The organism is Duganella qianjiadongensis (assembly GCF_009857915.1).
GTDB classification, from domain to species: Bacteria; Pseudomonadota; Gammaproteobacteria; order Burkholderiales; family Burkholderiaceae_D; genus Rugamonas; species Rugamonas qianjiadongensis.
Genome location: NZ_WWCM01000009.1, coordinates 198,306 through 225,298, shown reverse-complemented (window position 1 = coordinate 225,298; position 26,993 = coordinate 198,306). Strand labels below are relative to the sequence as shown.

At 61.1% G+C, this 26,993-nt stretch carries 22 protein-coding genes; 1 reads left to right on the top strand and 21 read right to left on the bottom strand.

From position 1 onward, the window contains the following. The 18 genes from GTP27_RS14700 to grpE form a co-directional block, all read right to left on the bottom strand. A partial coding sequence (locus GTP27_RS14700; protein WP_503826530.1) for an ABC transporter permease occupies positions 1–577 on the bottom strand: 577 nt, incomplete at its 3' end. A 14-nt stretch (positions 578–591) separates the two neighbouring features. Then, positions 592–1,731, bottom strand: a complete 1,140-nt coding sequence (locus GTP27_RS14695) for an ABC transporter ATP-binding protein (protein WP_161039917.1) — start codon at positions 1,729–1,731, stop codon at positions 592–594. Positions 1,732–1,877: 146 nt separating this feature from the next. Then, positions 1,878–3,248, bottom strand: a complete 1,371-nt coding sequence (locus GTP27_RS14690; protein WP_161039916.1) for a glutamine synthetase family protein — start codon at positions 3,246–3,248, stop codon at positions 1,878–1,880. Between the two features lie 53 nt (positions 3,249–3,301). Then, positions 3,302–6,025 carry a molybdopterin-dependent oxidoreductase gene (locus tag GTP27_RS14685; protein ID WP_161039915.1) on the bottom strand — a complete coding sequence of 908 codons (2,724 nt, stop codon included), beginning with the start codon at positions 6,023–6,025 and terminating at the stop codon, positions 3,302–3,304. Positions 6,026–6,046: 21 nt separating this feature from the next. Beyond that, positions 6,047–7,264 carry an NAD(P)/FAD-dependent oxidoreductase gene (locus tag GTP27_RS14680; RefSeq protein WP_161039914.1) on the bottom strand — a complete coding sequence of 406 codons (1,218 nt, stop codon included), beginning with the start codon at positions 7,262–7,264 and terminating at the stop codon, positions 6,047–6,049. Continuing rightward, complete coding sequence (gene nirD, locus GTP27_RS14675) at positions 7,261–7,608, bottom strand: nitrite reductase small subunit NirD (protein ID WP_161039913.1); 348 nt, start codon at positions 7,606–7,608, stop codon at positions 7,261–7,263. Before nirD ends, GTP27_RS14680 begins: the two co-directional genes overlap by 4 nt. Positions 7,609–7,618: 10 nt before the next feature. Continuing rightward, entirely contained in the window at positions 7,619–10,150 is a 2,532-nt protein-coding gene (gene nirB, locus GTP27_RS14670) for a nitrite reductase large subunit NirB (protein ID WP_161039912.1), read from the bottom strand. Positions 10,151–10,173: 23 nt separating this feature from the next. Next, the gene (locus GTP27_RS14665) at positions 10,174–11,493 is read right to left on the bottom strand and encodes an MFS transporter (protein WP_161039911.1); all 1,320 of its coding nucleotides are present in this window, start codon (positions 11,491–11,493) and stop codon (positions 10,174–10,176) included. Between the two features lie 261 nt (positions 11,494–11,754). After that, a complete protein-coding gene (gene cobA / locus GTP27_RS14660; RefSeq protein WP_161039910.1) occupies positions 11,755–12,522 on the bottom strand; it encodes a uroporphyrinogen-III C-methyltransferase in 768 nt (255 codons plus the stop codon). A 10-nt stretch (positions 12,523–12,532) separates the two neighbouring features. Continuing rightward, positions 12,533–13,129 (bottom strand): methyl-accepting chemotaxis protein, encoded by a 597-nt coding sequence (locus tag GTP27_RS14655; protein WP_371865932.1) that lies wholly within the window; start codon positions 13,127–13,129, stop codon positions 12,533–12,535. Positions 13,130–13,203: 74 nt separating this feature from the next. Beyond that, positions 13,204–14,010 carry an ABC transporter ATP-binding protein gene (locus GTP27_RS14650; protein ID WP_161039908.1) on the bottom strand — a complete coding sequence of 269 codons (807 nt, stop codon included), beginning with the start codon at positions 14,008–14,010 and terminating at the stop codon, positions 13,204–13,206. A gap of 15 nt (positions 14,011–14,025) precedes the next feature. Then, positions 14,026–14,907: a nitrate ABC transporter permease gene (ntrB, locus tag GTP27_RS14645; protein ID WP_161039907.1), complete on the bottom strand. Its 882-nt coding sequence runs from the start codon at positions 14,905–14,907 to the stop codon at positions 14,026–14,028. An 11-nt stretch (positions 14,908–14,918) separates the two neighbouring features. Then, positions 14,919–16,127 carry a CmpA/NrtA family ABC transporter substrate-binding protein gene (locus tag GTP27_RS14640; RefSeq protein ID WP_308495287.1) on the bottom strand — a complete coding sequence of 403 codons (1,209 nt, stop codon included), beginning with the start codon at positions 16,125–16,127 and terminating at the stop codon, positions 14,919–14,921. Between the two features lie 380 nt (positions 16,128–16,507). Continuing rightward, complete coding sequence (locus tag GTP27_RS14635; protein ID WP_161039906.1) at positions 16,508–17,131, bottom strand: ANTAR domain-containing response regulator; 624 nt, start codon at positions 17,129–17,131, stop codon at positions 16,508–16,510. A 65-nt stretch (positions 17,132–17,196) separates the two neighbouring features. Next, entirely contained in the window at positions 17,197–17,874 is a 678-nt protein-coding gene (gene can / locus GTP27_RS14630) for a carbonate dehydratase (protein ID WP_161039935.1), read from the bottom strand. Between the two features lie 92 nt (positions 17,875–17,966). Further along, positions 17,967–19,091, bottom strand: a complete 1,125-nt coding sequence (dnaJ, locus tag GTP27_RS14625) for a molecular chaperone DnaJ (protein ID WP_161039905.1) — start codon at positions 19,089–19,091, stop codon at positions 17,967–17,969. A gap of 161 nt (positions 19,092–19,252) precedes the next feature. Beyond that, a complete protein-coding gene (gene dnaK, locus GTP27_RS14620; protein WP_161039904.1) occupies positions 19,253–21,196 on the bottom strand; it encodes a molecular chaperone DnaK in 1,944 nt (647 codons plus the stop codon). 93 nt (positions 21,197–21,289) lie between these two features. Next, a complete protein-coding gene (grpE, locus tag GTP27_RS14615) occupies positions 21,290–21,832 on the bottom strand; it encodes a nucleotide exchange factor GrpE (protein ID WP_161039903.1) in 543 nt (180 codons plus the stop codon). Between the two features lie 294 nt (positions 21,833–22,126). Here grpE and GTP27_RS14610 point away from each other — a divergent pair, with 294 nt between their 5' ends. Continuing rightward, entirely contained in the window at positions 22,127–23,131 is a 1,005-nt protein-coding gene (locus GTP27_RS14610) for a TraB/GumN family protein (protein ID WP_161039902.1), read from the top strand. Positions 23,132–23,143: 12 nt separating this feature from the next. Here the strand turns inward: GTP27_RS14610 and hemH are convergent, their stop codons facing one another. The 3 genes from hemH to GTP27_RS14595 form a co-directional block, all read right to left on the bottom strand. Continuing rightward, the gene (gene hemH / locus GTP27_RS14605; RefSeq protein WP_161039901.1) at positions 23,144–24,253 is read right to left on the bottom strand and encodes a ferrochelatase; all 1,110 of its coding nucleotides are present in this window, start codon (positions 24,251–24,253) and stop codon (positions 23,144–23,146) included. A gap of 85 nt (positions 24,254–24,338) precedes the next feature. Continuing rightward, the gene (gene recN / locus GTP27_RS14600) at positions 24,339–25,991 is read right to left on the bottom strand and encodes a DNA repair protein RecN (RefSeq protein WP_161039900.1); all 1,653 of its coding nucleotides are present in this window, start codon (positions 25,989–25,991) and stop codon (positions 24,339–24,341) included. Positions 25,992–26,005: 14 nt separating this feature from the next. After that, positions 26,006–26,914 carry an NAD kinase gene (locus GTP27_RS14595; RefSeq protein WP_161039899.1) on the bottom strand — a complete coding sequence of 303 codons (909 nt, stop codon included), beginning with the start codon at positions 26,912–26,914 and terminating at the stop codon, positions 26,006–26,008. Between the last annotated feature and the right edge of the window lie 79 nt (positions 26,915–26,993).

The following is a 26,993-nucleotide window of genomic DNA, read 5'->3' as shown; positions in this document are numbered from 1 at the left end:
TGGCATACAGCGGCAGGATCATGAACGGCAGATAGGCGTACACCATGCCGATGATGAGCGAGAACTGGGTGTTCATCAGGTGCAGCGGTTCGCTGATCACGCCCATGCTCATCAGGATGTGATTGAGTATGCCGTTGTTGGCAAGGATGCCCTTCCATGCATAGATACGCAGCAGGAAGGACGTCCAGAACGGCAGCATCACCATCATCATCAGTACGGGCCGCACGGTGCTGCGCGAGCGCGCCATGAAGTAGGCGAACGGGTAGCCTATGATCAGGCACAGTACCGTAGTAATCGCGGCGAACTTGATGGAACTGAGATAAGTCAGCACATACAGGTCATCCTGCGCGATGAACAGGTAATTGGCGATCTTGATCTTCAGGGTGATCACGCCATCCACCAGCGTCATCAGCGTACCGAAGGGATTGCCGCCCGCATCGGCCTCGGTGAAGCTGATGCGCATCACGATCAGGAAGGGCACCAGGAAGGCGAAGGTCAGCCACAGGAAAGGCACGGCAATCACCGCCGTACTTCCGGTGAGCCAGCGCAGTGTCACTAGCTGTTTGAGGAAATTCATGGCTGCACTCCGCCTTAGCTGGTCAGCACGACAACGTCGGCGCCATCCCACCACGCAAACACGCGCTGGTCGCGTTCCAGCACCGCGTCTTCATGGCGCGCCGCATTGGTACGCGACACCTTGAGCAGTTTGCCGCTGTCGAGGCGCAGGTGGTAATGGGTTTCGTTGCCGAAGTAGGCCAGCGCCGTAATCACGCCCTGCACGCAGTTATAGCCATGTTCGACCGCGTGCGCGCGCTGCTCCTGCGTAGGCGCCTGCTGCTGCAGACTGATTTTCTCCGGACGCACCGCCACCGAGACGGGCATGCCCAGCGTACCGGTAATGCCGTGGGTGATGTAGTGCTGGCCTTCCGGCGTATCGATGATGACGTGGTCCGGCTGGTCGGCGCTGACGCTGCCTTCGAACATATTCACGCTGCCGATAAAGTCGGCCACAAAGCGGCAGTTCGGGGTTTCGTAGATTTCGCCAGGCGCGCCCACTTGCAGGATACGGCCTTCGCTCATCACGGCAATACGGGTGGCCATGCTCATGGCTTCATCCTGATCGTGCGTCACCATCACGCAGGTCACGCCCACTTCTTCGATGATGCCCACCAGTTCCATCTGGGTCTGTTCGCGCAGCTTCTTGTCGAGCGCGCCGAGCGGCTCGTCCAGCAGCAGCAACTGCGGGCGCTTGGCCAGACTGCGCGCCAGCGCCACGCGCTGCTGCTGGCCACCGGATAGCTGGTGCGGTTTGCGCTTGGCATAGGTGGACAGCTGTACCAGTTTCAGCATCTGCTCCACGCGGGCAGCGATTTCGTCTTTCGGCAGGCCGTCGCGGCGCAGGCCGAAGGCGATGTTGTCCCATACCGACAGGTGGGGGAACAGCGCATACGACTGAAACATCATATTGATCGGGCGCTGATAAGGCGGCACGGCGATGATGTCCTGGCCCGCCAGCTGGATCTGGCCCGAAGTGGGCGTCTCGAAGCCGGCCAGCATGCGCAGCAGCGTCGATTTGCCGCAACCGGAGCTGCCCAGCAGAGCAAAAATCTCGCCCTTGTTGATTTCGACCGATACATCATTCACGGCGCGCACGCCGTCAAAATCCTTGACGAGATCGCGGATCAGCAGAAATGGTTGGCCCGCACCGGCAGCAGCTCGCTCTTTGCTCATATAATTTAAATGGAAATGATATGTTTAACACATTAAAAAAGGTGCAAAAAGGCGGCCATCCGCAGGCCGCCTTTTCAATACAGAACCCATGATTATATAGCCACTCCGCGGCCCCAATGTAGTCGCGGGGCCGATGTGCAACAGTATCAGACATGTAACAGCAGGTGCTCGCGCTCCCACGGGCTGATGACGGTCATGAATTCCTGATGCTCGACCTCCTTGATGGCGCTGTAGACATCGACGAAACGCTCGCCCAGCACGTCACGCAGACGGTCTTCACGGCGCAGCATGGTAAGCGCCTGCGACAGGCTTTGCGGCAGTTCGAATAGATCCGGATAAGCGCTGCTGGTGGTGGCCGGCGTCGGTTCGAGCTGGTCGACCATGCCCAGATAGCCGCAGGCCAGCGTGACGGCCATGGCCAGATAGGGGTTGGCATCGGCGCCGATGATGCGGTTTTCCACCCGCCGCTGCGCCACGCCGGAAATCGGAATGCGGAAACCCACCGTGCGGTTATCCATGCCCCACTGGATATTGATAGGTGTAGAAGTGTGGCGCACGATGCGGCGGTAGGAGTTCACATAGGGCGCAAGGATGGCCATGCCGGCCGGCGTGTAGCGCTGCAGGCCGCCGATGTAGTGGCGGAACTGGGCAGATGGCGCACCGTCGTCCGTGCTGAAGATATTCTGCCCCGTGCTGGCATCGCTCACGCTCTGGTGCACATGCATGGCCGATCCCGGCTCGTTGGCCATGGGTTTGGCCATGAATGTGGCATACATGCCATGCTTGAGCGCCGCTTCGCGCAGGGTGCGCTTGAAGTAGAACACATTGTCGGCCAGTGCCAGCGGATCGCCATGCTGGAAGTTCAGTCCCATCTGGCCCGCACCCGTTTCGTGAATCAGCGTATCCACGTCGAGGTTCATCAGCGCGCAGTAATCGTAGATATCCTCGAACAGAGGATCGAATTCGTTGACGGCATCGATGCTGTAAACCTGCCGGCTCGTCTCGGCACGGCCGCTGCGGCCTACCGGCGCCTTGAGCGGCAGATCGGGATCGACGCTTTTTTCGGTCAGATAGAATTCCAGCTCCGGCCCCACCACAGGGCGCCAGCCACGCTCGGCATACAGCTTGAGCACGCGGCGCAGCACGGATCTGGGCGCAAAATCCACCAGCGTGCCATCGGCAAAATAGCAGTCGTGTATCACCTGCGCAGTCGGATCTATCGCCCACGGCACGCGGGTAATGCTGCCCGGGTCGGCTCGCAGGATCATGTCGCGGTCGGTGGAAGAAATGGCGCGGTTATAGGCCACATCGTCGGTGGGGTAGTTGCCCGTCACCGTCATGCCCAGCACAGCCTCGGGAATGCGCATGCCGCGTTCCTTGCTGAATTTGGCGCGCGGTAGTATCTTCCCGCGCGCCACGCCCGTCAGGTCAGGCACCAGACATTCGATTTCAGTGACGCGGTGCTCGTTGAGCCACTGCTCCATATCGGCATCGGAAAAATTCTCGCGGATAGACATGCTTAAGCTCTCATTGTGAATACGCGCGATATCGCAGCCTTAATTTACCATATCTACAACTTTTCTTCCGCTGCCTCCACCCGGGTTTGCACCAGTATTTTCTTGATTTCGGGGACGCAGGAACCGCAGTTGCCACCGGCTTTCAGGCAGGCTGTCACTTCCTGCACGGTTTTCAGATCCTTCTCGACGATGGACTGGCAGATGGTGTTGCGCCCCACGCCGAAACACGAGCAAACAGTAGGGCCGGCGTCCGCCCCCTTCTCCACCGGCATGCCTACCAGCAGACCGACGCGATCGATCTCGCTCAGCACCTCCTTGCTGAACAGGCTGGCCAGCCAGGCACGCGAAGGCATGTCCTGCCGTGGCGAGAGGAAGATGCACTGCTCGATGCGGTCATCGACGATGTGCACGGCACGGTACACCCCGGCTGTACGGTCTTCGTATTCCAGCCAGTCGGCCTCGCCATCATGCACACCCAGCAGAGCGCGCGCCCAGCCGCTGTAATCCTTAATGACATTGCGCCCTGCCAGTTCATAGCGGTTGAAGCTGCGCCCCTGTATGCGGGTCCAGTGCGCCACGCTGTCGAGCGCCTTGCTGCTGCGGCTCAGGATGAAGCCATGCCAGTTGACGCGGAACTGTTCGATGCGCACCGGCGTGTGTTTGAATTCCGGCTCGCCCGAAACGGGGTCCACTTCCGGATTGACCAGCGCGCCCACGCGCGCGTCGGAAGCGGTCTGGTTATTCCAGTGGATGGGAATGAACACACTACCACGTGGTATGCCGCCGCCATGCTGCACCCGCGCCACCATGGCGCCCCATGCGGAACTGATGCGGGCCAGCTCGCCTTCGCGCACGCCATGCAGCAGCGCGTCCTGCGGGTGGATATCGACAAACGATTCCGCCGTGTGATCGGCCAGCGTGGGCGCTTTGCCGGTACGCGTCATGGTGTGCCACTGGTCGCGTACGCGGCCAGTGTTGAGCACCAGCGGGAAATCTGCGCTGACCGCATTCACGGGCGCTCTTGCCGCCGTCGGCACGAAGCGCGCCTTGCCATCGGCATGGGCAAACTGGCGATCCGCAAACAGGCGCTCTTCAACTTCCAGCTGGCCACTAGCCAGCCGCCGCACCGGCCACTGGGTCGGTTCCAGATCATCATATTCGCGCGCGTTCAGGCCGGCCAGACCGGAAATATCGAACATGCGCGGCACATCGGCCGGCGTGTTACGGAAGCCGCTCAGGCGCGCATGTTCGGCGAACACGCCGTGAGCGCTGCGGAAGTCGAACCCGCTGTAGCCCATGCGCTGGGCAAACAGGGAGAGGATTTTCCAGTCCGGCAGCGCTTCGCCCGGCGCAGGCAGGAAGGCGCGCTGACGCGAAATGCGGCGCTCGGAATTGGTCACCGTGCCATCCTTCTCGCCCCAGCCCAGCGCTGGCAGCAGCACGTGGGCATAGTCATTGGTATCGGTGTTCTGCATGATATCGCTAGCCACCACCAGCTCGCAGCGCGACAGGGCACGCCGCACCTGATCCGCGTCCGGCATGCTGACCACAGGGTTGGTGGCGATCACCCACACTGCCTTGACGCTGCCCTGTTCGATCGCCTTGAACAGGTCGACGGCTTTCAGCCCGCCCTGATCGGCCATCACCGGCGCATCCCAGAAGGTCTGCACCACGTGGCGGTGCTCGGGGTTTTCCAGATCCATGTGGGCGGCCAGCATATTCGCCAGCCCGCCCACTTCGCGCCCGCCCATGGCATTGGGCTGGCCGGTAATCGAGAACGGCCCCATGCCGGGCTGGCCTATGCGCCCGCCTATCAGGTGGCAGTTGATGATGGCGTTGACCTTGTCGGTACCGGCCGAGGACTGGTTCACGCCCATGGAATAGGCGGTAATGGTCTTGCCGGTCGCGGCAAACAGTTCGTAAAACTCCAGCAGCAGCGCCGGATCGATGCGGCAGATACGCGCCACGGCAGCAGGATCGGCGCAATCGATGTTGGCGGTTTCCAGTGCCGCCGTCAGCCCATTGGTATGCTGCTCGACGAAAGCCGGGTCCATCGCGCCGATGCGGGCCAGATAGCTGAGCAGGCCGTTGAATAGCCACACATCGGTGCCAGCCTTGACGGGCAGATGCAGATCGGCCAGTTCGCAAGTGGCCGTGCGGCGCGGATCGATCACCACCAGCTTCATGTCCGGCCGCTGCTCCTTGGCCTTGAGTATGCGCTGGAACAGGATGGGATGGCACCACGCCGTATTCGAGCCCACCAGCACCACCAGATCGGCCAGTTCCAGATCGTCGTAGCAGAGCGGCACCAGATCTTCGCCGAAAGCGCGCTTGTAGCCCGCCACGGCGGACGACATGCACAAACGCGAATTGGTGTCGATATTGGCGCTGCCTACATAGCCCTTCATCAGCTTGTTGGCGACATAGTAGTCTTCCGTCAGCAGCTGGCCCGATACATACAGCGCCACGGCTTGCGGCCCGTGCTCGGCGATGATGCTGCGCCACCGATCCGCCACCTGATCGAGCGCGGCATCCCAGGACACGCGGCGCAGGCCGTCCTCGCCGCGCACTTGCGGATACAGCAGCCGCCCTTCCAGCCCCAGCGTCTCGCCCAGTGCCGAACCTTTCACGCACAGGCGGCCACGATTAGCCGGATGCAGCGTATCGCCGCTGATGGTGGCCGTGCCATCGCCTTTCGGTGTGGCCTGCACGCCGCAGCCAACGCCGCAATAGGCACAGGTGGTTCGGATCGCCAGATGGTCGGAAGAGAGGTTCACTTTAAACTCGCAATGTCTAGTTCAGGCGGCGCGGGCGCACAGCGCCTCGCCAAACAGCAGGGTAGGACGCATGGCGGCGATGTCGGCACCACTCTGTATCAGCTTGAAGTACCACGGGCCATCCTTGACGTCGCCATACAGCACGGCCCCCATCAGACGCCCTCCCTTGAGCACCAGCCGCTTGTACACGCCACGGCGGGCATCGCGCAGCACCAGGTCTTCGCTGCCTTCGCCACCGATAAAATCGCCCACGGAATACAGCTCCACGCCCGTCACTTTCAGGCGGGTGGGCGAGGTCTGCTGCACGTAGCGGCGCACACCGGCACCGGCAAGATGGGCGCCGCACACACGCGCCTGATCCCAGATCGGTGCCACCAGACCGAAGGTGGCGCTGCGGTGCTGCACGCATTCGCCCACGGCATACACGCGCGGATCGTAAGTCTGCAGGGTGTCGTCCACCACGATGGCGCGGTCGCAATGCAGGCCGGCAGCTTTGGCCAGCTCGATATTCGGCCGCACGCCCGCCGTCATCACCACCAGATCAGCGGGAATCACGCTGCCATCCTTGAAGCGCACCCCCGTCACGCGGTCCGGCCCGAGGATTTCTTCGGTCTGGGCGTTCATCAGGAACTTCAGGCCCTTGGCTTCCAGTGCCTTCTGCAGCAACTGGGCTGCAGGCTTGTCGAGCTGCTGGTTCATCAGCGCGTCCGACACATGCACCACCGTGACGGACATGCCCTGACGCTGCAGCCCATTAGCCGCCTCCAGCCCCAGCAAGCCGCCACCGATGATCACAGCATGGCGGTGATTGCGCGCCATGGCCAGCATGCTTTCCACATCCTGAATATCGCGGAAGGCCAGCACGCCCTTGAGCTGATGCCCCGGCACGGGAATGATAAAGGGTTTGGAGCCGGTAGCAATCAGCAGGCGGTCGTAGCGCACGCTCAGGCCGGAACGTGCCCGCACCACGCGGTTGCGCCGGTCGATATGCTCGACCGGATCGCCGGCGTGCAGGGTAATCCCGTTCTGCACATACCATTCGCGGCTGTTGATCATGATGTCGTCCATCTGCTTTTCACCGGCCAGCACCGGCGACAGCATGATGCGGTTGTAATTCCCGTGCGGCTCGGCGCCGAACACGGTAATGTCGTACATCTCGGGCGCCAGCTTGAGCAGTTCCTCGACAGTGCGCATCCCTGCCATGCCGTTCCCTATTACCACCAGCGCGGGCTTGTTCATAGCCCCACCCACACTTTGCCGTCTTCGATACGGGCCGGATAGGTGTTGACCGAATGTTCGGGCGCTTCCAGACATTCGCCCGTCTGCAGATCGAAATGCTGCTTGTAGATGGGCGAAGCCACCACGATGCGCTCGCCCACACTGCCCACCAGCCCGCGCGACAGCACGGCCGCCTGCGAATTAGGGTCGTAGTTATCGATGGCGAACACGCGCGCTTCGCCTGCCTGCACGTGGAACACGGCGATCTGGCGCTGGTTCAGCAAAGCGCACACGCCGGTATTCGGCACGATGTCGTCCAGCTGGCAGACGCTAATCCAGTTATCCGTTTGAATATCGCGATGCATAAGGTTCTCCTCAGGCTGCGTTGACTGCAATCGGAATCACGCGTTGGCGCTCTTCCACCGTGGCGGGCCGGATCTGGCCACGCTCTTCCATGAACAAGACGTTGGCATCGCCCTGCTCGCTGTTGACGAAGTGGCGGAAACGCTTGCGGGTTTCCGGATTCTCCACCGCTTCCTTCCATTCGCAGGCGTAAGTATCGACCACGTGCTGCATGTCCGCTTCCAGCTCGGCGCCTATGCCCAGCTTGTCGCTGACCACTACCTGCTTCAGATAATCGAGGCCGCCTTCGAGGTTCTCGCGCCATACGCTGGTGCGTTGCAGACGGTCTGCCGTGCGTGCATAGAACATCAGGAAACGGTCGATGTAGCGCACCAGCGTGGCTTTATCGAGTTCGGTCGCCAGCAGTTCGGCGTGACGCGGCTTCATACCGCCATTACCGCAAACGTAGAGGTTCCAGCCTTTTTCGGTGGCGATCACGCCCACATCCTTGCCCTGCGCTTCGGCGCACTCGCGGGTGCAGCCCGATACGCCGAACTTGATCTTGTGCGGCGTACGCAGACCCTTGTAGCGGTTTTCCAGTTCGATCGCCAGACCGATGGAATCATCCACACCGTAACGGCACCAGGTCGAGCCGACGCAGGATTTCACCGTACGTAGCGATTTGCCGTAAGCGTGGCCGGATTCGAAACCGGCGGCGATCAGCTCTTCCCAGATCAGCGGCAGCTGTTCCAGCCGCGCGCCAAACAGATCGACCCGCGCACCGCCCGTGATCTTGGTGTAGAGCTGGTACTTCTTGGCCACCATGCCGACTGCGATCAGGCCGTCGGCCGTGACTTCGCCACCGGGCATGCGCGGCACCACGGAGTAGGTGCCATCCTTCTGGATATTGCCGAGGAAGTAGTCGTTGGTATCCTGCAGACTGGCGTGCTCCTTCTTCAGCACGAAGTCGTTCCACACGGTGGCCAGCATATTCGCGGCCAGCGGTTTGCAGATGTCGCAGCCCAGGCCTTTGCCATGCTTGTCCAGCAGATCGGCAAAGGTTTTGATCTGGCCGACTTTAATCAGGTGGAACAGTTCCTGACGCGAATGGGCAAAGTGTTCGCACACATGGTTGTTGACTTCCATGCCTTGCTTCTTCATCTCGGCCTTCATCACCTGCGTTACCAGCGGTACGCAGCCACCGCAGGAAGTGCCGGCGCCGGTGCAGCTTTTCAGATCGCCCACATTGGTCACGCCGCCCGCTACAGCCTTGCACAGCGCGCCTTTGCTGACGTCGTTGCAGGAGCAGATCTGGGCCGATTCCGGCAGCGCATCCACACCCAGCGCCGGTTTGGCCGCACCATCGGACTGCGGCAGAATCAGGAATTCTGGCGATTCCGGCAGCTCTATCTTGTTGAGCATCATTTGCAGCAGCGTGCCGTATTCGCTGGCATCGCCCACCATTACGCCGCCGAGCAGGTATTTGCCGCAGTCGGACACTACGATCTTCTTGTAGATCTGTTTGCGCTCGTCGGTGAACTGGTAGGAACGGCTGCCTGCCACCTTGCCGTGCGGGTCGCCGATGCTGGCCACGTCCACGCCCATCAGTTTGAGCTTGGTGCTCATATCGGCACCGGAAAATTCGGCAGCTTCGCCGAGGATGTGTTTGGCCGCCACGCGCGCCATTTCATAGCCGGGGGCTACCAGGCCGAAGGTCAGGCCGCCCCACAGCGCGCACTCGCCGATCGCATACACATTCGGGTCGGAGGTGACGCAGTTGTTGTTGATTTCGATGCCGCCGCGCGGGCCTATGGTCAGGCCGCTCTCGCGTGCCAGCATGTCGCGCGGACGTATGCCGGCCGAGAACACGATCATATCGGTATCCAGATGGCTGCCGTCGGCGAATTCCATGCGATGGGTTCCATCCACGCCATCCACAATCGCCGTGGTGTTCTTGCCGGTATGGACCGTCACGCCCAGCTCTTCGATCTTCCGGCGCAGCACGCGGCCACCGCCATCATCCACCTGCACTGCCATCAGGCGTGGCGAGAACTCCACTACATGGGTTTCCAGCTGCATGTCGCGCAGCGCCTTGGCGCATTCCAGCCCCAGCAGGCCGCCGCCGATCACCACGCCGGTCTTGGCGCGCTGGCCGCATTCGAGCATGGCTTCCAGATCTTCGATGGTGCGGTAGACGAAGCAGTCCTTGCGCTCCTTGCCCGGCAACGGCGGCACGAAAGGATAGGAACCGGTAGCGATCACCAGCTTGTCGTAGTCCAGCACATTGCCGTCTGCCGTCGTGACGTTCTGGTTGACCAGATCGATCTGGGTAGCGCGGGTGTTCAGACGCAGCGCCATGTTGTCGCGTTCGAAGAAGCCCGGCTTCACCAGCGACAGGTCCTGCGCCGATTTCCCCGAGAAGAATTCCGACAGGTGCACGCGGTCATAGGCCGGACGCGGCTCTTCGCACAGCACCGTCACTTGCAGATTGCCGATGTCGCTCTGTGCCAGCGTTTCCAGAAACTTGTGGCCCACCATGCCGTGACCGATAACGATGATTTTCATGATTCCCGTTCCTCTAATGTGTTTCAGGCTGCCAGCTTGGCGGCGACGATGGATGCTTCTTCCGTGCTTGCGCTGAAGCGCGCGGCCAGTGCGCACACGGCCGATGCGGCAACCAGCATGCCCAGCACCGTCAGGGTCTGCTGGGTATTGCCCAGACCTTTCATCAGGAAGCCTGCCGCCACCGCGCCCACATTGCCGCCAGCGCCGATGATGCCGGCCACGCCGCCGAGAGCGCGCTTGTCGACGAAAGGCACGATGGCGTAGGTAGCGCCGCAAGCCATGTGGGTGAACAGGCCGAATACCAGCATGGCGGCAATTGCCAGCGTTACTTCTCCAGCATGAGAAAACATCAGCAGGCCTGCGCCTTCGCCCAGCATCAGCACGAACAGCAGGGTGATGCGCTTGTTCAGCGAGCCATTGGCGGCCAGCTTGTCCGACGCCCAGCCGCCGAGCGCACGGCCGAACAGCGCCAGCAGACCGAAACTGCCGGCTGCCATGCCAGCTTGCGCCAGCGACAGCTTGAAGTGATCGACGTAGTAGATAGCGGCGATGTTGTGGATGAATATCTCGATGCCGAAGCAGGCACCGTAGGTGATGAACAGCAGCCAGACGCGGTGATTGCCGGCAGCACGCTTGAAGCTATCCCAGGCACCGCCTTTGGCATCGCCGTATTTGCCGCCTTCGATGGCGATGCCGGCAGCGCGCAGTTCCAGATAGTTCCCTTGCGGGCAATCCTGCGTATAGCGGTAGTACACGCCCGCCATGATGATCATCAGTACACCCGGTACGATCAGGGCCGCGCGCCAGCCCAGCGTTTCGCTCACGCCCAGCATGATCATGGCAGCCATCAGCAGCGGCATCACGGCTTGCGCTACACCGCCGCCTGCATTGCCCCAGCCGGCAGCCGCCGCGTTGGCCGTGCCCACTACTTTAGGACCGAACATCACCGAGGTGTGGTACTGGGTGATGACGAAGCTGGCACCGGCCGCGCCGATACCGAGACGGAAGAACAAAAAGCTCTCGTAGCTCTGGGCGAAGGCCACGCCGATTACAGGGATGGCGCCGACCAGCAGCAGGCCGGTATAGGTCAGACGCGGGCCGAAGTGGTCGCACAAGGGGCCGACGATCAGACGCACGAGGATGGTAATAGCCACGGCAGCGATATTGATGTTGGCAATCTGGGCCACGCTCAGACCGAATTCGCCTTTAATGACCGGCATCAGCGGTGCGCAGGCAAACCACGCGAAGAAGCAGACGAAGAATGCCATCCACGTCAGATGGAACGCCCGCATCGAAGGCGACGACATGGTGAAGAGTTGGATGCTGTGAGCTTTGCTGGCCATTTTCTATCCCGTTCAGAAAACAAAAAGGCGCCCGCGCAACCACGGTCACCAAGACCGGGTTGGGCGGACGCCGTTGTCCTGCCAGCCCGTCTTTAGGCCAGCGTTGTATTCGGGGGGATCGCCGTTGATCCCTTACCCTGAGTATTGCAAGAGCCGTGCCACCTTCGCAGAACCACGGTCTCAGAGGGAAGTCAGGCGCTGCGGCCTGATTCAGCCCTGCCACTGCACCGCAACTGCTAGCTGGCGGTGCAGGCGCGCACTTTATCGGTGCATTACCGCGGTGCAGGCAGGCGCCTGTACCAGTTCCTGCCATGCCTCGGCACAGCGCACCACATCGCCGATGACGATGATGCTGGGACTACCCAGGCCACTATCGCGCAGCGCCTGCGGCAGCTGGCCCAGCGTGGTCACAATCTGGCGCTGCTGCGCGCGCGTGGCCGACTGCACCACTGCGACAGGAAGCGAGAGCGCCGCACCGCCGGCCAGCAGGCCTGCCTGTATCGACTCCACCCGCGCCACGCCCATATAGATCACCAGCGTCAAACCGCTTTGAGCCAGCGCCGCCCAGTTGGGTTCGGACTGTTCATCCTTGCCATGGCCGGTAACGAAAATCGCGCCCTGGCTCCAGTCACGGTGGGTCAGCGGCACGCCTATGCTGGCCGGTGCTGCCACACCGCTGCTAATGCCGGGCACTACTTCGACCTGTATGCCATGCGCCTGCAGGGTGGCGCGCTCCTCGCCGCCACGCCCGAACAGATACGGGTCGCCCCCCTTCAGGCGCACGACCTGCTGGCCGGCGCGCGCTTCGGCCACCATCAGCCGTTCGATGAATTCCTGCGGCGTGGAAGCACAGCCGCCGCGCTTACCCACCTGTATCACCCGCGCCGTGGCCGGTGCGTAATCCATGATGGCCGGATTGACCAGATCATCGATCAGCACCACATCGGCCTGCTGTATGGCGCGCACCGCCTTGATGGTCAGCAGCTCCGGATCGCCCGGCCCTGCGCCTACCAGTGTCACTTTGCCCATGCTGCTCTCCCTATTCTGCTGCGGCCAGCGCCGTCGCGATCATCTGGTCGATTTCGCCCGAGATGTTGGACATCACGCCCGCCACCACGGAAAACTCCACCCCTGCCCGCCCGGCCCTTGCTGCCACGATGCGGGCATTGAAAGCCACCATGCGCGCTTCGCGGTTGATCGTTTCGATATCGCTGATCACGCTGCGCAGCTGGCGCTTCATCTGGCGCGCGTGCAGGCGCGACTGCTCCTCGTAGATGCCAGTGATGTGGTTCAGCACCGCCAGCGTGGGCGTGGTCTGCTGCACCAGTTCGGCCTGCAGGGCCTGCGCCTCGACCGCGCCGGCTTCGATGGCGCGCAAGGTGCGCTCGGCCAGATCGGCAAAGTCGCGGATCTTGCGGTCGCCTTCGTCCTGACCGAAATAGGCCTTATACAGCTCGGGACAGAATACGCCCGGCAGTCCATCGGCCTCCTCCAGCAAGGCAAAGTGGGCTTTACGGAACAGGCCCAGTGCTTCGCGTGCCACGGCCAGACTGGCCTCTTCCCCCTGCAATGCCAGCAGCGCATACAGCACGATACGCTGCGAAGTAAAGCGGCGGCGGCCGGACAGGTTGATCATCGCACCAAATACTTCTCCCGACAGCGGCCGCGCTGATTTAGCTGCCAGCGCTGCAGCATAATCCGGCGCGCCCATTATGCTGCCTCTTTGGCAGGGTGGGCCTGTTTGCGATACAGGAATTCCAGTACCGCGCTGCGGTATTCGGCATAGCGCGCATCCTGCGCCAGCGCCACGCGGTCGCGCGGATGCGCCAGCTGCACATCGACGATTTCGCCGATGGTGGCAGCCGGGCCATTGGTCAGCATGACGATGCGGTCCGACAGCAGCACGGCTTCGTCCACATCGTGCGTTACCATCACCACGGTGGACTGGGTGGCGGCCACAATCTTCAGCAGCTCATCCTGCAGGTGGGCGCGGGTCAGCGCATCGAGTGCGCCGAACGGTTCGTCCATCAGCAATACTTTCGGCTCCATCGCCAGCGCACGGGCTATGCCCACGCGCTGCTTCATGCCGCCGGAAATCTCGTGCGGGCGTTTGCTTTCGGCCGCCGTCAGCCCCACCAGCGCCAGCGCACGCATGGTGCGTTCGCGCAGCTGGGCCGGGGTTTCCGTCTTGCCGAACACGCGCTCCACGCCGAGATGGATGTTTTCATAGCAGGTCAGCCACGGCAGCAGCGAGTGGTTCTGGAACACTACGGCACGCTCGGGCGAGGGACCGGCGATCTCGCGATTAGCGCACAGCAGCACGCCTTCCGTGGGGCGGGTCAGACCGGCGATCAGATTGAGCAGGGTGGATTTGCCGCAGCCCGAGTGGCCGATCAGCGTAATGAACTCGCCCTTGCGTACTTTCAGGTTAATCTCGCGCAGGGCATGGAATACCCCCTTCTTGGTGTGGAACACCATCTCCACGCCTTCGATATCGATGAATTTTGCGTCGTCCATGATGTCCGCCTTTCCTTAGTTGGCTACCTGTTCGTAGCTGAATGCGCGTGCCAGTGCGACCAGTGCCTGCTCCAGCAGCAAGCCCACCACGCCGATCGCCACAATCGCGATGATGATGTGCGGTACATTCAGGTTATTCCACTCGTCCCATACCCAGAAGCCGATACCTACGCCGCCGGTCAGCATTTCCGCCGCCACGATCACCAGCCATGCAGTGCCGATGGACAGGCGCACGCCGGTGAGGATGTATGGCAGGGCCGATGGCAGCAGTATCTTGGTCAGCACCTTCCACTCGGACAGATTGAGCACGCGCGCCACGTTCATATAGTCTTGCGGCACGCGCTGCACGCCCACGGCAGTGTTGATAATCATCGGCCAGATCGAGCAGATGAAGATCGACCAGATGGCCGCCGGATTGGCCGACTTGAACACCAGCAGGCCGATAGGCAGCCAGGCCAGCGGCGAGACAGGCTTGAGCAGGCTGATCATCGGGCCTACCATGCTGCCGACGAAAGGCACACGTCCGATCAGAAAGCCCAGCGGTATGCCCACCAGCGCGGCCAGACCGAAGCCCACCGCCACGCGCTGCAGCGAGGCGAGGATATTCCAGCCTATGCCCTGATCGTTCGGGCTGTTGCGGTAGAACGGGTCGGAGAACAGCGTCACCGCTTCGTGCCAGGTCGCCAGCGGCGTAGGGAAGCTGGTGTTCTTGATGGTGATGATCTGCCAGACCAGCACCAGCAAGGCCGCGCCCAGCAGCGGCGCAATCACCTTGATGGCTGCTGCCGACATCTGCTCGCGTGCGCGGGCCACCGAGTTGACCTTGAGCGCAGTGCGCGGACGGCGCACCGGCACCTCCACGGGTAGTGCGGTTTCGGGTTTCAGCATGGCGTTCATGGCATTCCCTTTCAGGCTTTGATTTTGAACGAGGCGGCGTAGGCTTTCGGGTTCTTGCCGTCCCACACGGAACCATCCATCAGTTTGGAGCTGCGCAGCGGGCTTTTCGGCAGCGGCGTCCTGGTCATGGTGGCAGCGTCCTTGTACAGATCGATCTGGTTGACGGCAGTTGCCACCGCCAGATAATCCGGATCGTCTTTCAGCAGGCCCCAGCGGCGATGCTGGGTCATGAACCACATACCGTCCGACAGATAGGGGAAGTTGACCAGCCCGTCGTTATAGAACTTCATGTAGTTCTGGTCATCCCAGGTCTTGCCCAGACCGTTCTGGTAGCGGCCCATGATGCGCTGGTCGATCGCATCCTTGCTGGTGTTGACGTAGGACTTATCGGCGATGACTTCCGCCATGCGGTTCTTGTTGGCCAGCGAAGCGTCTATCCATTTGCCTGCCTCCAGTATGGCGGCCATCATGGCGCGGCAGGTATTCGGGTATTTTTTGGCAAATTCCAGCGTGGTGCCCAGCACCTTCTCCGGATGGTCGCGCCAGATATCCTGCGTGGTGGTGGCGGTAATGCCCACGCCATCCATGATGGCACGGTGGCCCCATGGTTCGCCTACGCAGAAGCCGTCCATATTCCCTACCCGCATATTCGCCACCATCTGCGGCGGCGGCACGGTGATGACTTTGGCGTCCTTGAGCGGATTGATGCCGTTGGCGGCCAGCCAGTAGTACAGCCACATGGCGTGGGTGCCGGTGGGGAAGGTCTGGGCAAACGTATATTCGCGTTTATCGGTCTGCATCAGCTTGTTGAGCGAGGCGCCATCGACCGCACCCTTATCGGCCAGCTTTTTCGACAGGGTAATCGCCTGACCATTGTTGTTCAGGCTCATCAGCACGGCCATATCCTTCTTCTGGCCGCCTATGCCCATCTGCACGCCATACAGCAGGCCATACAGCACGTGGGCCGCGTCGAGGTCGCCATTGGCCAGCTTGTCGCGCACGCCGGCCCACGAGGCTTCCTTGCTCAGCACGAATTTCACGCCATATTTCTTGTCCAGCCCCAGCACCGAGGCCATCACCACAGAAGCGCAATCGGTCAGGGGTATGAAGCCGATTTTGACTTCTTCCTTTTCCGGTTTATCCGAACCGGCTGCCCACACGCCGCCTGTTGCCAATCCCAGCATACTTCCTCCCGCTACCAGTCCTGCACCATGAATCATGCTCTGCACCACTGCCCGCCGCTTGACGTTCACTTCGGTCTTGGGAGCTGCGTCGATTGGTGTCTGCTTGTTTTCCATGGCTATCCTCGTCTGGTCCGTGTCTGCACAAAAAAAAACGTCCACCCACACGCAAGCCTCAAGCTCGGTGTACGGTAGACGTCGTTGTCTGGTGTACTCCACCGCCGTTGGCAGAGTGCATAAGCGCATCGTTGCGCTTGTCCTAGACTATGCAATGACTGTGCCAGCCATGCCGCAGAGGCTATCCAGAGGGATTAGCAAAGGGAAAGGAGTTGCGGATGAGCACGCCGTGCCGCAGCATGGCGCAAAAAACGCACCGCTATTGCGCAGTGCATCATTTGCGGGAGCCTGACCCGGGGCGCTTAGCCCAGCAGGTCTTCCACGTCGAGGATGCGCTGGGCCACTTCGGACAGCTTGAGGTTCTTGCTCATGGCCATGCTGCGCAGGCGCTGGTAGGCCTGCTCCTCGCTGAAGTTCTGGCGCGACATCAGCAAGCCCTTGGCCCGCTCGATCAGCTTGCGCTCGGCCAGCTTGCTCTTGGTATCGGACAGCTCGTCGAGCAGCTTCTGCTCGCGTTTGAAACGGGCCAGCGCCACCTGCAGCACCGGCTTGATGCGCTCGCTGTGCAGGCCGGCCACGATATAGGCCGACACGCCGGCCGCCACGGCCGCCTCCATGCTGGCCGTATCCTCGCTTTCGGTGAACATCACGATGGGGCGGCGCTCGTCGCGGGTGGCGATGACGATATGTTCGAGCACATCGCGCGCGTCGGACTCGGCATCGACGATGATCATATCGGGTTGCAGCTGAGCAATGCGCTCCGGCAGATACATGTCGGGCGGCAGCGAGGCAATGATGTCATAACCGGCTTCCAGCAGGCCGATGCGCAGCGCGCGGGCGCGCTCGGACTGGGCCTGCAGGGCCGGATCATCTTCGTCTCCCGCCAGAATGACGGGATTGACAACCACGATGCGTAAATGTTTCATGGTCGGTAGTGGTGCGTAAGTTGGTTCATGCCCCACAATGAAGCAAGAATCATGCAAACGCCCGATTAGACGCTTGCTGCGGCATATTTGGCCAGCCGTGCAGCCACCCGTGGCGCCAGTTCATCGCTGCCCGCAACAGTCATCTGCAGATCGTGCAGCTTGCCGTCTTTCAGGCCATACACCCAGCCGTGCACCGTTACCGGCTGGCCGCGCTCCCACGCATCCTGCACGATGGTGGTCTGGCACACGTTCTGCACCTGTTCCACCACATTCAGCTCGCACAGACGTTCGGAGCGCTTGTTGGTTTCCACGATCTCGCCCAGATAGCGCTCGTGCTTCTGGTTCACGTCCTGCACGTGGCGCAGCCAGTTATCGGCCAGCCCCACGCGGGTGCCCACCATGGCCGCATGCACGCCCTTGCAGCCGTAATGGCCCACAATGATCACGTGCTTGACTTTCAGCACGTCGATGGCGAACTGCAGTACAGATAAACAGTTCAGGTCCGTATGTACGACCACGTTGGCAATATTACGGTGCACAAACACGTCGCCCGGCGCCAGCCCCAGCAGTTCATTCGCCGGCACGCGGCTATCGGAGCAGCCTATCCACAGATATTCGGGCGAGGCCTGCTGCGCCAGACGTTTGAAGAATTCGGGATCACGTTCGATTTCCGATTCGGCCCAGCGGCGGTTGTTGGCTAACAGGCCACTCAGGGGCGACGTACTAATGTCCAGATCACTCATCATATTCCTCTCGTACATAAGAAGACCGCCGTACTGCACCTTAGCAGTACGGCGGTCCGATTTTAGCAGGACGGGTAAAGCCAGCGCTTCCTTTACTCGAAGAAATCCTTCACCTTGTCACGCCATGTTTTGGTCTGCGGGCTGTGTTTTGCACCGCCTTCCGTGGTCGATTTTTCGAAGTCGCGCAGCAGTTCTTTCTGCTTGTCGGTCAGCTTGATCGGGGTCTCCACTGCCACGTGGCAGAACAGATCGCCGGCAAAGCCCGAACGCACGCCCTTGATACCCTTGCCTTTGAGGCGGAAAGTCTTGCCCGACTGGGTACCTTCGGGCACGGTGAACGCCACCTTGCCATTCAGGGTAGGTACTTCGATTTCGCCACCCAGGGCCGCTTTGGCGAACGAAATCGGCATTTCGCAATGCAGGTCGTCGCCTTCGCGCTGGAACACGGCGTGCGGCTTGATGTGGATTTCCACATACAGATCGCCCGACGGCCCGCCATTGGTGCCCGGCTCGCCGTTGCCGGACGAACGGATACGCATGCCGTTGTCGATACCGACCGGTATCTTCACTTCCAGCGTCTTGTTGCGCTTGATGCGGCCCTGGCCCGAGCAGGCTGCGCAGGGTTCCGGAATGATCTTGCCCGTGCCGTGGCATTTCGGGCAGGTCTGCTGGATGCTGAAGAAGCCCTGCTGCATACGCACCTGACCGTGGCCGGCACAGGTCGAGCAGGTTACCGGCGCAGTGCCGGGCTTGGCGCCCGTACCGCTGCAGGTATCGCACTTGTCCCACGAAGGCACGCGGATGGTGGTATCGAAACCGTGCGCTGCCTGTTCCAGCGTAATTTCCAGGTTGTAGCGCAGGTCGGCGCCACGGTAGACCTGCGGGCCCGAGCTGCGGCCACGGCCGCCGCCGAAGATATCGCCGAAGATATCGCCGAACGCGTCACCGAAACCGCCTGCACCGCCAAAGCCGCCACCGCCGCCCATATTCGGATCGACGCCAGCGTGACCATAGCGGTCGTACGCCTCGCGCTTCTCCGGATTGGTCAGCATCTCGTAGGCTTCTTTGACTTCCTTGAATTTTTCTTCCGACTCTTTGCTATCCGGATTACGGTCCGGATGGTACTTCATCGCCAGCTTGCGGTAAGCCTTTTTGATCTCGTCTTCCGACGCGTTCTTGGCGACGCCTAGTACTTCGTAGAAATCTCGCTTTGCCATCTTGTCGGCACCTTGCTGTAGTTATTACGGGTGTAGACCTCCGGCGCGTACAGGCGCCGGAAAAACGCTCTACTGATTATGCTAAAAAGCCGAGCCGGTACCGCTTGCACGGCCGATGGCTCGGCGCTCGTCGCCCCCGCACCGAGGCGGGGATGGCGATCTTACTTGCTGTCTTTTACTTCTTTGAAGTCCGCATCGACCACGTCGTCCTGCTGTGGCTTGGCCTGCTCGCCAGCGTGGGCGCCGCCTTCGGCACCAGCGCCGCCAGCAGCTTGCTGGGCTTGCATGTCAGCGTACATCTTCTCGCCCAGCTTCTGCGAAGCGGTCGACAGGGCAGCCACTTTGGCGTCGATGTCGGCTTTATCGCCAGCCTTGATGGCACCTTCCAGTTCGGTGATGGCCGCTTCGATCTTCTCTTTCTCGCCCGCTTCCAGCTTGTCGCCGTATTCGGTCAGCGATTTGCGGGTCGAGTGCACCAGGGCATCCGCCTGATTGCGCGATTCGGCCAGCTCTTTCACTTTCTTGTCTTCTTCGGCGTTCAGCTCGGCGTCCTTCACCATCTTCTGGATTTCTTCTTCGGTCAGACCGGAGTTAGCCTTGATGGTGATCTTGTTTTCCTTGCCGGTGGCCTTGTCTTTCGCGCCCACGTGCAGAATGCCGTTGGCGTCGATGTCGAAGGTCACTTCGATCTGCGGGGTGCCGCGTGCTGCTGGCGGGATACCTTCCAGATTGAACTCGCCCAGACCCTTGTTACCGGCGGCGATTTCGCGCTCGCCCTGATACACCTTGATGGTCACGGCTGGCTGGTTGTCGTCAGCGGTCGAGAACACTTGCGAGAACTTGGTAGGAATCGTGGTGTTCTTGTGGATCATCTTGGTCATCACGCCGCCCAGGGTTTCGATACCCAGCGACAGCGGGGTCACGTCCAGCAGCAGCAGGTCTTTGCGGTCGCCCGACAGCACCGAGCCCTGGATCGCAGCACCAACGGCCACGGCTTCGTCAGGGTTCACGTCTTTACGCGGGTCTTTGCCGAAGAACTCTTTAACTTTTTCCTGCACCTTAGGCATACGGGTCATACCGCCGACCAGAATGATGTCGTCGATGTCGGACACCTTCACGCCTGCATCCTTGATGGCGGTGCGGCATGGCTCGATGGTGGCGTTGATCAGCTCTTCCACCAGCGATTCCAGCTTGGCGCGGGTCATCTTCAGGGTCAGGTGGACCGGTGCGCCGTTCGCCATGGCGATGTACGGCTCGTTGATTTCGGTCTGCTGCGACGACGACAGTTCGATCTTGGCGCGCTCGGCCGAAGCTTTGATACGCTGCAGGGCGATAGGATCTTTTTTCAGATCCAGACCGTTGATCTTCTTGAACTCTTCGATGATGTAGTCGATCACGCGCTGGTCGAAGTCTTCACCGCCGAGGAAGGTGTCGCCGTTGGTCGACAGCACTTCGAACTGCTTCTCGCCGTCCACGTCAGCGATTTCGATGATCGATACGTCGAAGGTACCGCCGCCCAGGTCATACACGGCGATCTTGCGGTCGCCCTTGTCGGTCTTGTCCAGACCGAAAGCCAGCGCAGCAGCGGTTGGTTCGTTGATGATACGTTTAACGTCCAGACCAGCGATACGGCCGGCGTCTTTGGTAGCCTGACGCTGCGAGTCGTTGAAGTAGGCTGGCACGGTGATCACGGCTTCGGTGACTTCTTCACCGAGGTAGTCTTCTGCCGTTTTCTTCATTTTGCGCAGCACTTCTGCGGAAATCTGTGGTGGCGCCAGTTTCTTGTCGCGCACGCCGATCCATGCGTCGCCATTGTCGGCTTTCATGATCGAGTAAGGCATCAGACCGATGTCTTTCTGCACTTCTTTTTCTTCGAATTTACGACCGATCAGACGCTTGACCGCGAACAGGGTGTTCTTAGGATTGGTCACCGCCTGACGTTTGGCAGGGGAACCCACCAGAATTTCGCCATCTTCTTGATAAGCAATGATCGATGGCGTGGTACGCGCGCCTTCCGCGTTTTCGATCACTTTTGGCTGACCGTTTTCCATGATGGAAACGCAGGAATTCGTGGTTCCCAGATCGATACCGATAATTTTGCCCATGATGTTCTTCCTATTATGCTTAAAGTTTCAGATGCTACGAATATGTGGAATGACTGTTTGTTTTCAAGAGCCTACATTGGCTTCAGGAAAAAATTATTTGGCTTGCGCCGCGGTCACAATAGCTGGGCGCAGCAGGCGGTCAGCGATCATATAACCTTTTTGCAACACGGAAACAACGGTGTTAGCTTCCTGCTCTGCTGGCACCACGGCAACGGCCTGATGCTTGTTCGGATCGAGTTTTTCACCCTGTGCCGGCATGATTTCCAGCAGACGGTTTTTCTCGAAAGCGGAATTGAGCTGTTTCAGCGTCATTTCCACGCCTTCCTTGAGCGATTCCAGCGTCGGCGCTTCGACTTTCAGCGCCATTTCCAGACTGTCTTTGACGGGTACCATGGCTTCGGCGAAGCTTTCCACGGCGAATTTGTGGGCTTTGGCCACATCTTCCTGCGCCCGGCGGCGGATGTTCTCGCCTTCGGCTTTGGCGCGCATGAAGGCGTCCTGCATTTCTGCCAGACGGGCTTCGGCGCTGGCCAGCTGCTCTTCCAGAGATGGCTGGTCAGGAGTCGATGGCGGAACCGGTGCAGCGGCTTCTGCCGCTTCTGGATTAGGGACTGCTTGATTTTCCTGATCTTGCATCTAAAGACTCCTACTATCGTATTTGTTTGACAAAACTGCTAACGGCACTGATCGCAAATGGGGCGTAGCGCCCTGATTTCAAGGGGGCGTACGGAATAGCGATGCCAATCTGGCATTCTCAGCACCGTTTCCGGGAGGAAAAATCAACCGCAAAACCGCCTGCGCCACTCCCATCAACCGGCTATTTTAACAGGCTAGCACTCACCGTCGGCAAGTGCTGATTACGCAGTTGCGGCAGATTTGAATTATCATTGCTTTTCTCTTAACTATTCCTGACAGCCTAAGAGACTGACCATGAAACTCACATCTCTCCTCACCGCCCTCGCGTTCTGCTTTGCCGTAGGTGCCGCCGGGGCGCAGGAAGTCGCGCCTGAATCCGATCCGGAAGCGGGACAAGTTCTGGTGCTGGGCCAGCGCCCCGGCCCCGGCATGTGGCAAGTCTCGAAAGACGACCATGTGCTGTGGGTGTTTGGCAAATACGGCCCGCTGCCCTCGAAAATGGAATGGCGCTCGCACGAGGTGGAAGCCGTGCTGGCCAAGGCCGGAGAATATCTGGCGGAACCCGAAGCGTCGGCCCGGGTAGGCATCTGGGGCGGGATCAAACTGGCGGCATCACTGCCGCAAATCTGGGACTTCCAGAAAAATCCGGACGGTGCGGTGCTGAAAGATGTGGTGCCGCCGGAGACCTACCAGCGCTGGGCTGCGCTCAAGGATAAATTTATGCGCAAGGATGAAGAGGTGGAACGTTACCGTCCCATTTTTGCCGCCAACAAGCTGTACGCCTCCGGACTGCAGCATATCGGTCTGTCGAATAAGGACGAAGTGGGTCCTGCCATCGACAAACTGGTGAAGCGCTACAAGCTCAAGGTCACGCCAGCGACGGTGGAAATCGACATGTCCGATGCCAGCAAGCTGATTAAGGAATTCAGCAAATCCGGTCTGGATGACGCGGCCTGTTTCTCCAGCATACTGGCACGGCTGGAAGCCGATATCGACCACATGCGCGTGCGCGCCAATGCCTGGGCGATAGGCGATATCGAGAAGATCCGCAAGCTGGACTATACCGACCATGAGGGCGCCTGCCGTGCCGCCATCGAAAATAGCGCAGCATTCCAGAGTCGCAGCGATCTGCGCGAGGCCCGCGCCAAGACGCGCGAGATGTGGCTGCACAATGCACAGCAGGCGCTGGAAAACAATGCCACCACCTTTGCCATGCTGCCCCTGAAGGAAATCCTGTCGCCGACGGGACTGCTCGCGCGCCTGCAGACGCAAGGCTACAAGGTGGTAGCGCCCGAATAAGCGGGCGGCGAACTAGTCGGTGGCGCCCCGCTCCAGCGCGGCAGCGCGGGATACCTGCGCATCTTTCTGTTGCGCGTCGCGTTCCGAAGCGGCCAGACGGGTAGGCCAGCCTATCAGGTGCGGTTCGATGATGTCGGCCATGGCGGCGATCCAGGCCGGGCTAGCGTTCAGGCAGGGGATGTAATGGAACTGCTGGCCGCCGGCCTGCTCGAACTCGTGGCGCACTTCCAGCGAAATTTCTTCCAGCGTTTCCAGACAGTCGCTGGTAAAACCCGGGCACAGCACGTCGAGCCGTTTCACGCCGTCGCGCGCCAGTTGCGCCACGGTCGGTGCCGTGTAGGGCTGCAGCCACTCGGCCTTGCCGAAGCGCGACTGGAAGGTGACCATATATTGATCGGGCGTCAGTTGCAGCGCTGCTGCCAGCAGGCGCGCCGTTTTCAGGCATTCGCAGTGGTAGGGGTCGCCCAGCATCAGGGTGCGCTTGGGCACGCCATGGAAACTCAGTACCAGTTTATCCGGCTGGCCATGCTGATCCCAGTGTGCCAGCACGCTATCGCGCAGCGCATGGATATACGCCTCGTTGTCGTGGTAGTTGCGCACGAAGCGCAGTTCCGGAATATTGCGCACCGTGCCGTAATGCTGGAAGGCGGCATCATAGATCGAGCCGGTGGTGGTGCCCGAATACTGCGGATAGGCCGGCAGCACGGCGATACGGTGGATGCCTTCTGCCTTCAGCTGTTTCAGCACCTCCGGCAGCGCGGGCGAGCCGTAGCGCATGGCCATCACCACTTTCAGATCGCGGTGACCACGCTGGGCCAGCGCCGCCTCCAGCAGTTTCGCCTGCGCCGCCGTGTAGACCTTGAGCGGCGAACCTTCCGGCGTCCAGATGGTCTGGTATTTGGCGGCCGACTGGCCGGAGCGGAACGGCAGAATGATCAGGTTGAGGATGAACCACCAGACGGCGCGCGGAATTTCCACCACGCGGGGATCAGACAGGAATTCCTTCAGATAGCGCCGCACGGCGGAACGGGTGGGCGCATCGGGCGTGCCCAGATTGACTAAGACGATGGCACTGCGACTGGCACTACCGTGCTGGTAAGAAGGTTCGGTCTGAAAACTCATGGGCCTTGTGCTCGAGATGTCTAGGACAAAATTGGATTATAGAGAAGAAGTGCAGCGCCTGTCTGCGGGCACTGCGTCTTTCGCTTCAGGATGCCAGCAGTTCGCGCGCGTGTTTGCGCGTGGTGGCGGTAATTTCCAGCCCGCCCAGCATACGGGCCACTTCTTCCACCCGTGCTTTGGCGTCCAGCACTTCGATGCGCGAGGCGGTCTTGCCGTTTTCCAGCGTGCCTTTGGCCACCTGGAAGTGCTGGCCAGCCTGACTGGCTACCTGCGGCAAGTGCGTCACGCACAGCACCTGACGCTGCTGGCCCAGACGGCGCAGCAAACGCCCCACCACTTCGGCCACACCGCCGCCGATGCCGCTATCGACTTCATCGAAGATCAGCGTCGGCACGGTGGTGGCATTGGAGGTTATCACGGAAATCGCCAGCGCAATGCGCGCCAGCTCGCCGCCGGAGGCCACTTTGGCCAGCGAACGGGGCGCCACACCGGCGTGGCCGGCCACCAGAAACTCCACCTGCTCCAGTCCGTGCACGCTAGGTTCGCCCGCGTGCAGGGCGATCTCGAAGCGTCCGCCCGTCATGCTCAGGTCCTGCATGGCCTGGGTTACCGCGTCGGACAGCTGGCGCGCAGCCACGCTGCGCGTGGCCGACAGCCGCTGCGCCTGCGTCATATACTGTGCCTTGAGCTGCTGCTCCTGCTGGCGCAAGCCGTCGATATCGCTGGCGTCGGCCATCTGCGCCAGCCGCGCCGACAGCTGTTCGTATTCCTGCGGCAGCTGCTCTTCGCTGACGCGGAATTTGCGCGCCGCCGAGTGGATAGCCTCCATCCGCGCTTCCACCGTGTGCAGGCGCTGGGGATCGAGATCGACCCGGTCCAGATAATCGTTCAGTGCGTACACGGCTTCCTGCAACTGGATGCGCGCCGGTTCGATCAGGTCGACAATGGTCTGCAAACCGCTATCGACACCCGCCAGCTTGCCCAGCTTCTGGTTCAGGCCGGAGAGCTGGGAAATGATGGGCTGCTCGTCGGCTTCCGACAGCAGCGCCAGCGCTTCCTGCGCGCCTTCCAGCAGGCTGGCCGCGTGCGACAAACGACTATGCTCGTTACTGACTTCGCTCCACTCGCCCGTTTTCACGGCCAGCTTTTCCAGCTCGTTCACCTGCCATTCCAGCCGTTCGCGCTCATACAGCACATTGGCCGCATTGGTTTCGAATTCCTCCACCTGTCTGGCCAGTGCGCGCCACGCCTTGTAGGCCGCGCTGACGGCACGCACCTGCCCATCGGCACCGGCCTGACCGTCGAGCAGGCCGCGCTGGGCATCGGTTTTCAGCAGCGACTGGTGGGCATGCTGGCCGTGGATATCCACCAGCAGGTCGCCAAGGTCGCGCAACTGCGTGGCGGTGGCGGCGATGCCGTTGATGTAGGCCTTGCTGCGGCCGGCATTATCGATCACGCGGCGCAGCAGCGCGCCGCCCTCTTCCACCGCAAACTCGTTGGCGGCCAGCCATGCGTCGGCCGCTGCGTTAGCGGCGAAATCGGCCGTGATGTCGGCCTTGGCCGCGCCTTCGCGCACCACCGAAGCATCGCCGCGGCCACCCAGCGCCAGCGTCAGCGCATCGATCAGAATGGATTTACCGGCCCCTGTTTCGCCTGTGAATACGGTAAAACCGGCGGAAAACTCCAGTTCGATGGTGTCGACAATAACGAAATCACGGATGGACAGGGTACGCAGCATAGCGGTGGATGAGATTAATTGAGTTTGCCGTCGTGCGAAGGATGCTCGTTCCAGTGCAGCTTCTCGCGCAGCGTGTTGTAGTAGCTCCAGTCTTCCGGATGCAGGAAGGTGATGGTGTGCGGCGAACGCCGGATCACGATCTGGTCCTGCCACGCCAGACTGGCAAAGGTCTGCATATCGAAATTCACGCTGATGTCGCGGCCGCGCACGATCTCGACCACGATCTCGCTGGTTTCGGACAGTACGATAGGCCGGTTGGACAACGCGTGCGGCGCAATCGGCACCATCACGATGCCGCCCAGACTGGGGTGCAGCAGCGGCCCGCCTGCCGACAGGGCATAGGCGGTGGAACCGGTAGCGGTAGAAATGATCAGCCCATCGGAGCGCTGGTTGTACATGAAGTGGCCATCCACATCGACGCGCAGTTCGGCCATGCCGGCACCGGCGCCGCGCGCCACCACCACGTCGTTCACGGCCAGCCCCAGATGGATGGTTGCGCCATCGCGCATCACCCGGCCCTCCAGCAGCGTGCGACGGTCGGCCTTGTAGCGCCCGCCCAGTATCTGCGCCAGCACGTCGAGCATGCCGTCGAGCGGAATATCGGTCATGAAACCGAGCCGGCCCTGATTGATACCGATTAGCGGCACATCGAACGGCGCCAGCTGGCGCGCGATGCCCAGCATGGTGCCGTCGCCGCCCATGACGATGGCAGCATCGCAGTGGGCGCCGATTTCGGCTGGCGTCATCACCCGCACCTGCGGCAGGCTCAGTGCCAGATGTTGCGCCGTCTGCGCCTCGAACACCACGGCATGGCCTGCGTTCTGCAGAAATTCCACCACGCTGCGTACGGGAGCGGCAATACCGTCCGTATTCTGGCGCACGACCAGAGCAATGGTAGGAAAGGCGGCTGGCGTGGCAGTCATAGAAGTCTCGGCTTAGGGGTGAATCGGCGACACGCAGGAGAGTAACCCATATCGACTGCTTGTGCCATGATCCGCCCTT

What these genes read in the sequence shown, in the direction of transcription:
- GTP27_RS14695 (WP_161039917.1), bottom strand. Translation starts at nt 1,731, where the DNA reads ATGAGCAAAGAGCGAGCTGCTGCCGGTGCGGGCCAACCATTTCTGCTG.
- GTP27_RS14690 (WP_161039916.1), bottom strand. Translation starts at nt 3,248, where the DNA reads ATGTCTATCCGCGAGAATTTTTCCGATGCCGATATGGAGCAGTGGCTC.
- GTP27_RS14680 (WP_161039914.1), bottom strand. Translation starts at nt 7,264, where the DNA reads ATGAACAAGCCCGCGCTGGTGGTAATAGGGAACGGCATGGCAGGGATG.
- nirD (WP_161039913.1), bottom strand. Translation starts at nt 7,608, where the DNA reads ATGCATCGCGATATTCAAACGGATAACTGGATTAGCGTCTGCCAGCTG.
- nirB (WP_161039912.1), bottom strand. Translation starts at nt 10,150, where the DNA reads ATGAAAATCATCGTTATCGGTCACGGCATGGTGGGCCACAAGTTTCTG.
- GTP27_RS14665 (WP_161039911.1), bottom strand. Translation starts at nt 11,493, where the DNA reads ATGGCCAGCAAAGCTCACAGCATCCAACTCTTCACCATGTCGTCGCCT.
- cobA (WP_161039910.1), bottom strand. Translation starts at nt 12,522, where the DNA reads ATGGGCAAAGTGACACTGGTAGGCGCAGGGCCGGGCGATCCGGAGCTG.
- GTP27_RS14655 (WP_371865932.1), bottom strand. Translation starts at nt 13,129, where the DNA reads ATGATCAACCTGTCCGGCCGCCGCCGCTTTACTTCGCAGCGTATCGTG.
- GTP27_RS14650 (WP_161039908.1), bottom strand. Translation starts at nt 14,010, where the DNA reads ATGGACGACGCAAAATTCATCGATATCGAAGGCGTGGAGATGGTGTTC.
- ntrB (WP_161039907.1), bottom strand. Translation starts at nt 14,907, where the DNA reads ATGAACGCCATGCTGAAACCCGAAACCGCACTACCCGTGGAGGTGCCG.
- GTP27_RS14640 (WP_308495287.1), bottom strand. Translation starts at nt 16,127, where the DNA reads ATGATTCATGGTGCAGGACTGGTAGCGGGAGGAAGTATGCTGGGATTG.
- GTP27_RS14635 (WP_161039906.1), bottom strand. Translation starts at nt 17,131, where the DNA reads ATGAAACATTTACGCATCGTGGTTGTCAATCCCGTCATTCTGGCGGGA.
- can (WP_161039935.1), bottom strand. Translation starts at nt 17,874, where the DNA reads ATGAGTGATCTGGACATTAGTACGTCGCCCCTGAGTGGCCTGTTAGCC.
- dnaJ (WP_161039905.1), bottom strand. Translation starts at nt 19,091, where the DNA reads ATGGCAAAGCGAGATTTCTACGAAGTACTAGGCGTCGCCAAGAACGCG.
- dnaK (WP_161039904.1), bottom strand. Translation starts at nt 21,196, where the DNA reads ATGGGCAAAATTATCGGTATCGATCTGGGAACCACGAATTCCTGCGTT.
- grpE (WP_161039903.1), bottom strand. Translation starts at nt 21,832, where the DNA reads ATGCAAGATCAGGAAAATCAAGCAGTCCCTAATCCAGAAGCGGCAGAA.
- GTP27_RS14610 (WP_161039902.1), top strand. Translation starts at nt 22,127, where the DNA reads ATGAAACTCACATCTCTCCTCACCGCCCTCGCGTTCTGCTTTGCCGTA.
- hemH (WP_161039901.1), bottom strand. Translation starts at nt 24,253, where the DNA reads ATGAGTTTTCAGACCGAACCTTCTTACCAGCACGGTAGTGCCAGTCGC.
- recN (WP_161039900.1), bottom strand. Translation starts at nt 25,991, where the DNA reads ATGCTGCGTACCCTGTCCATCCGTGATTTCGTTATTGTCGACACCATC.
- GTP27_RS14595 (WP_161039899.1), bottom strand. Translation starts at nt 26,914, where the DNA reads ATGACTGCCACGCCAGCCGCCTTTCCTACCATTGCTCTGGTCGTGCGC.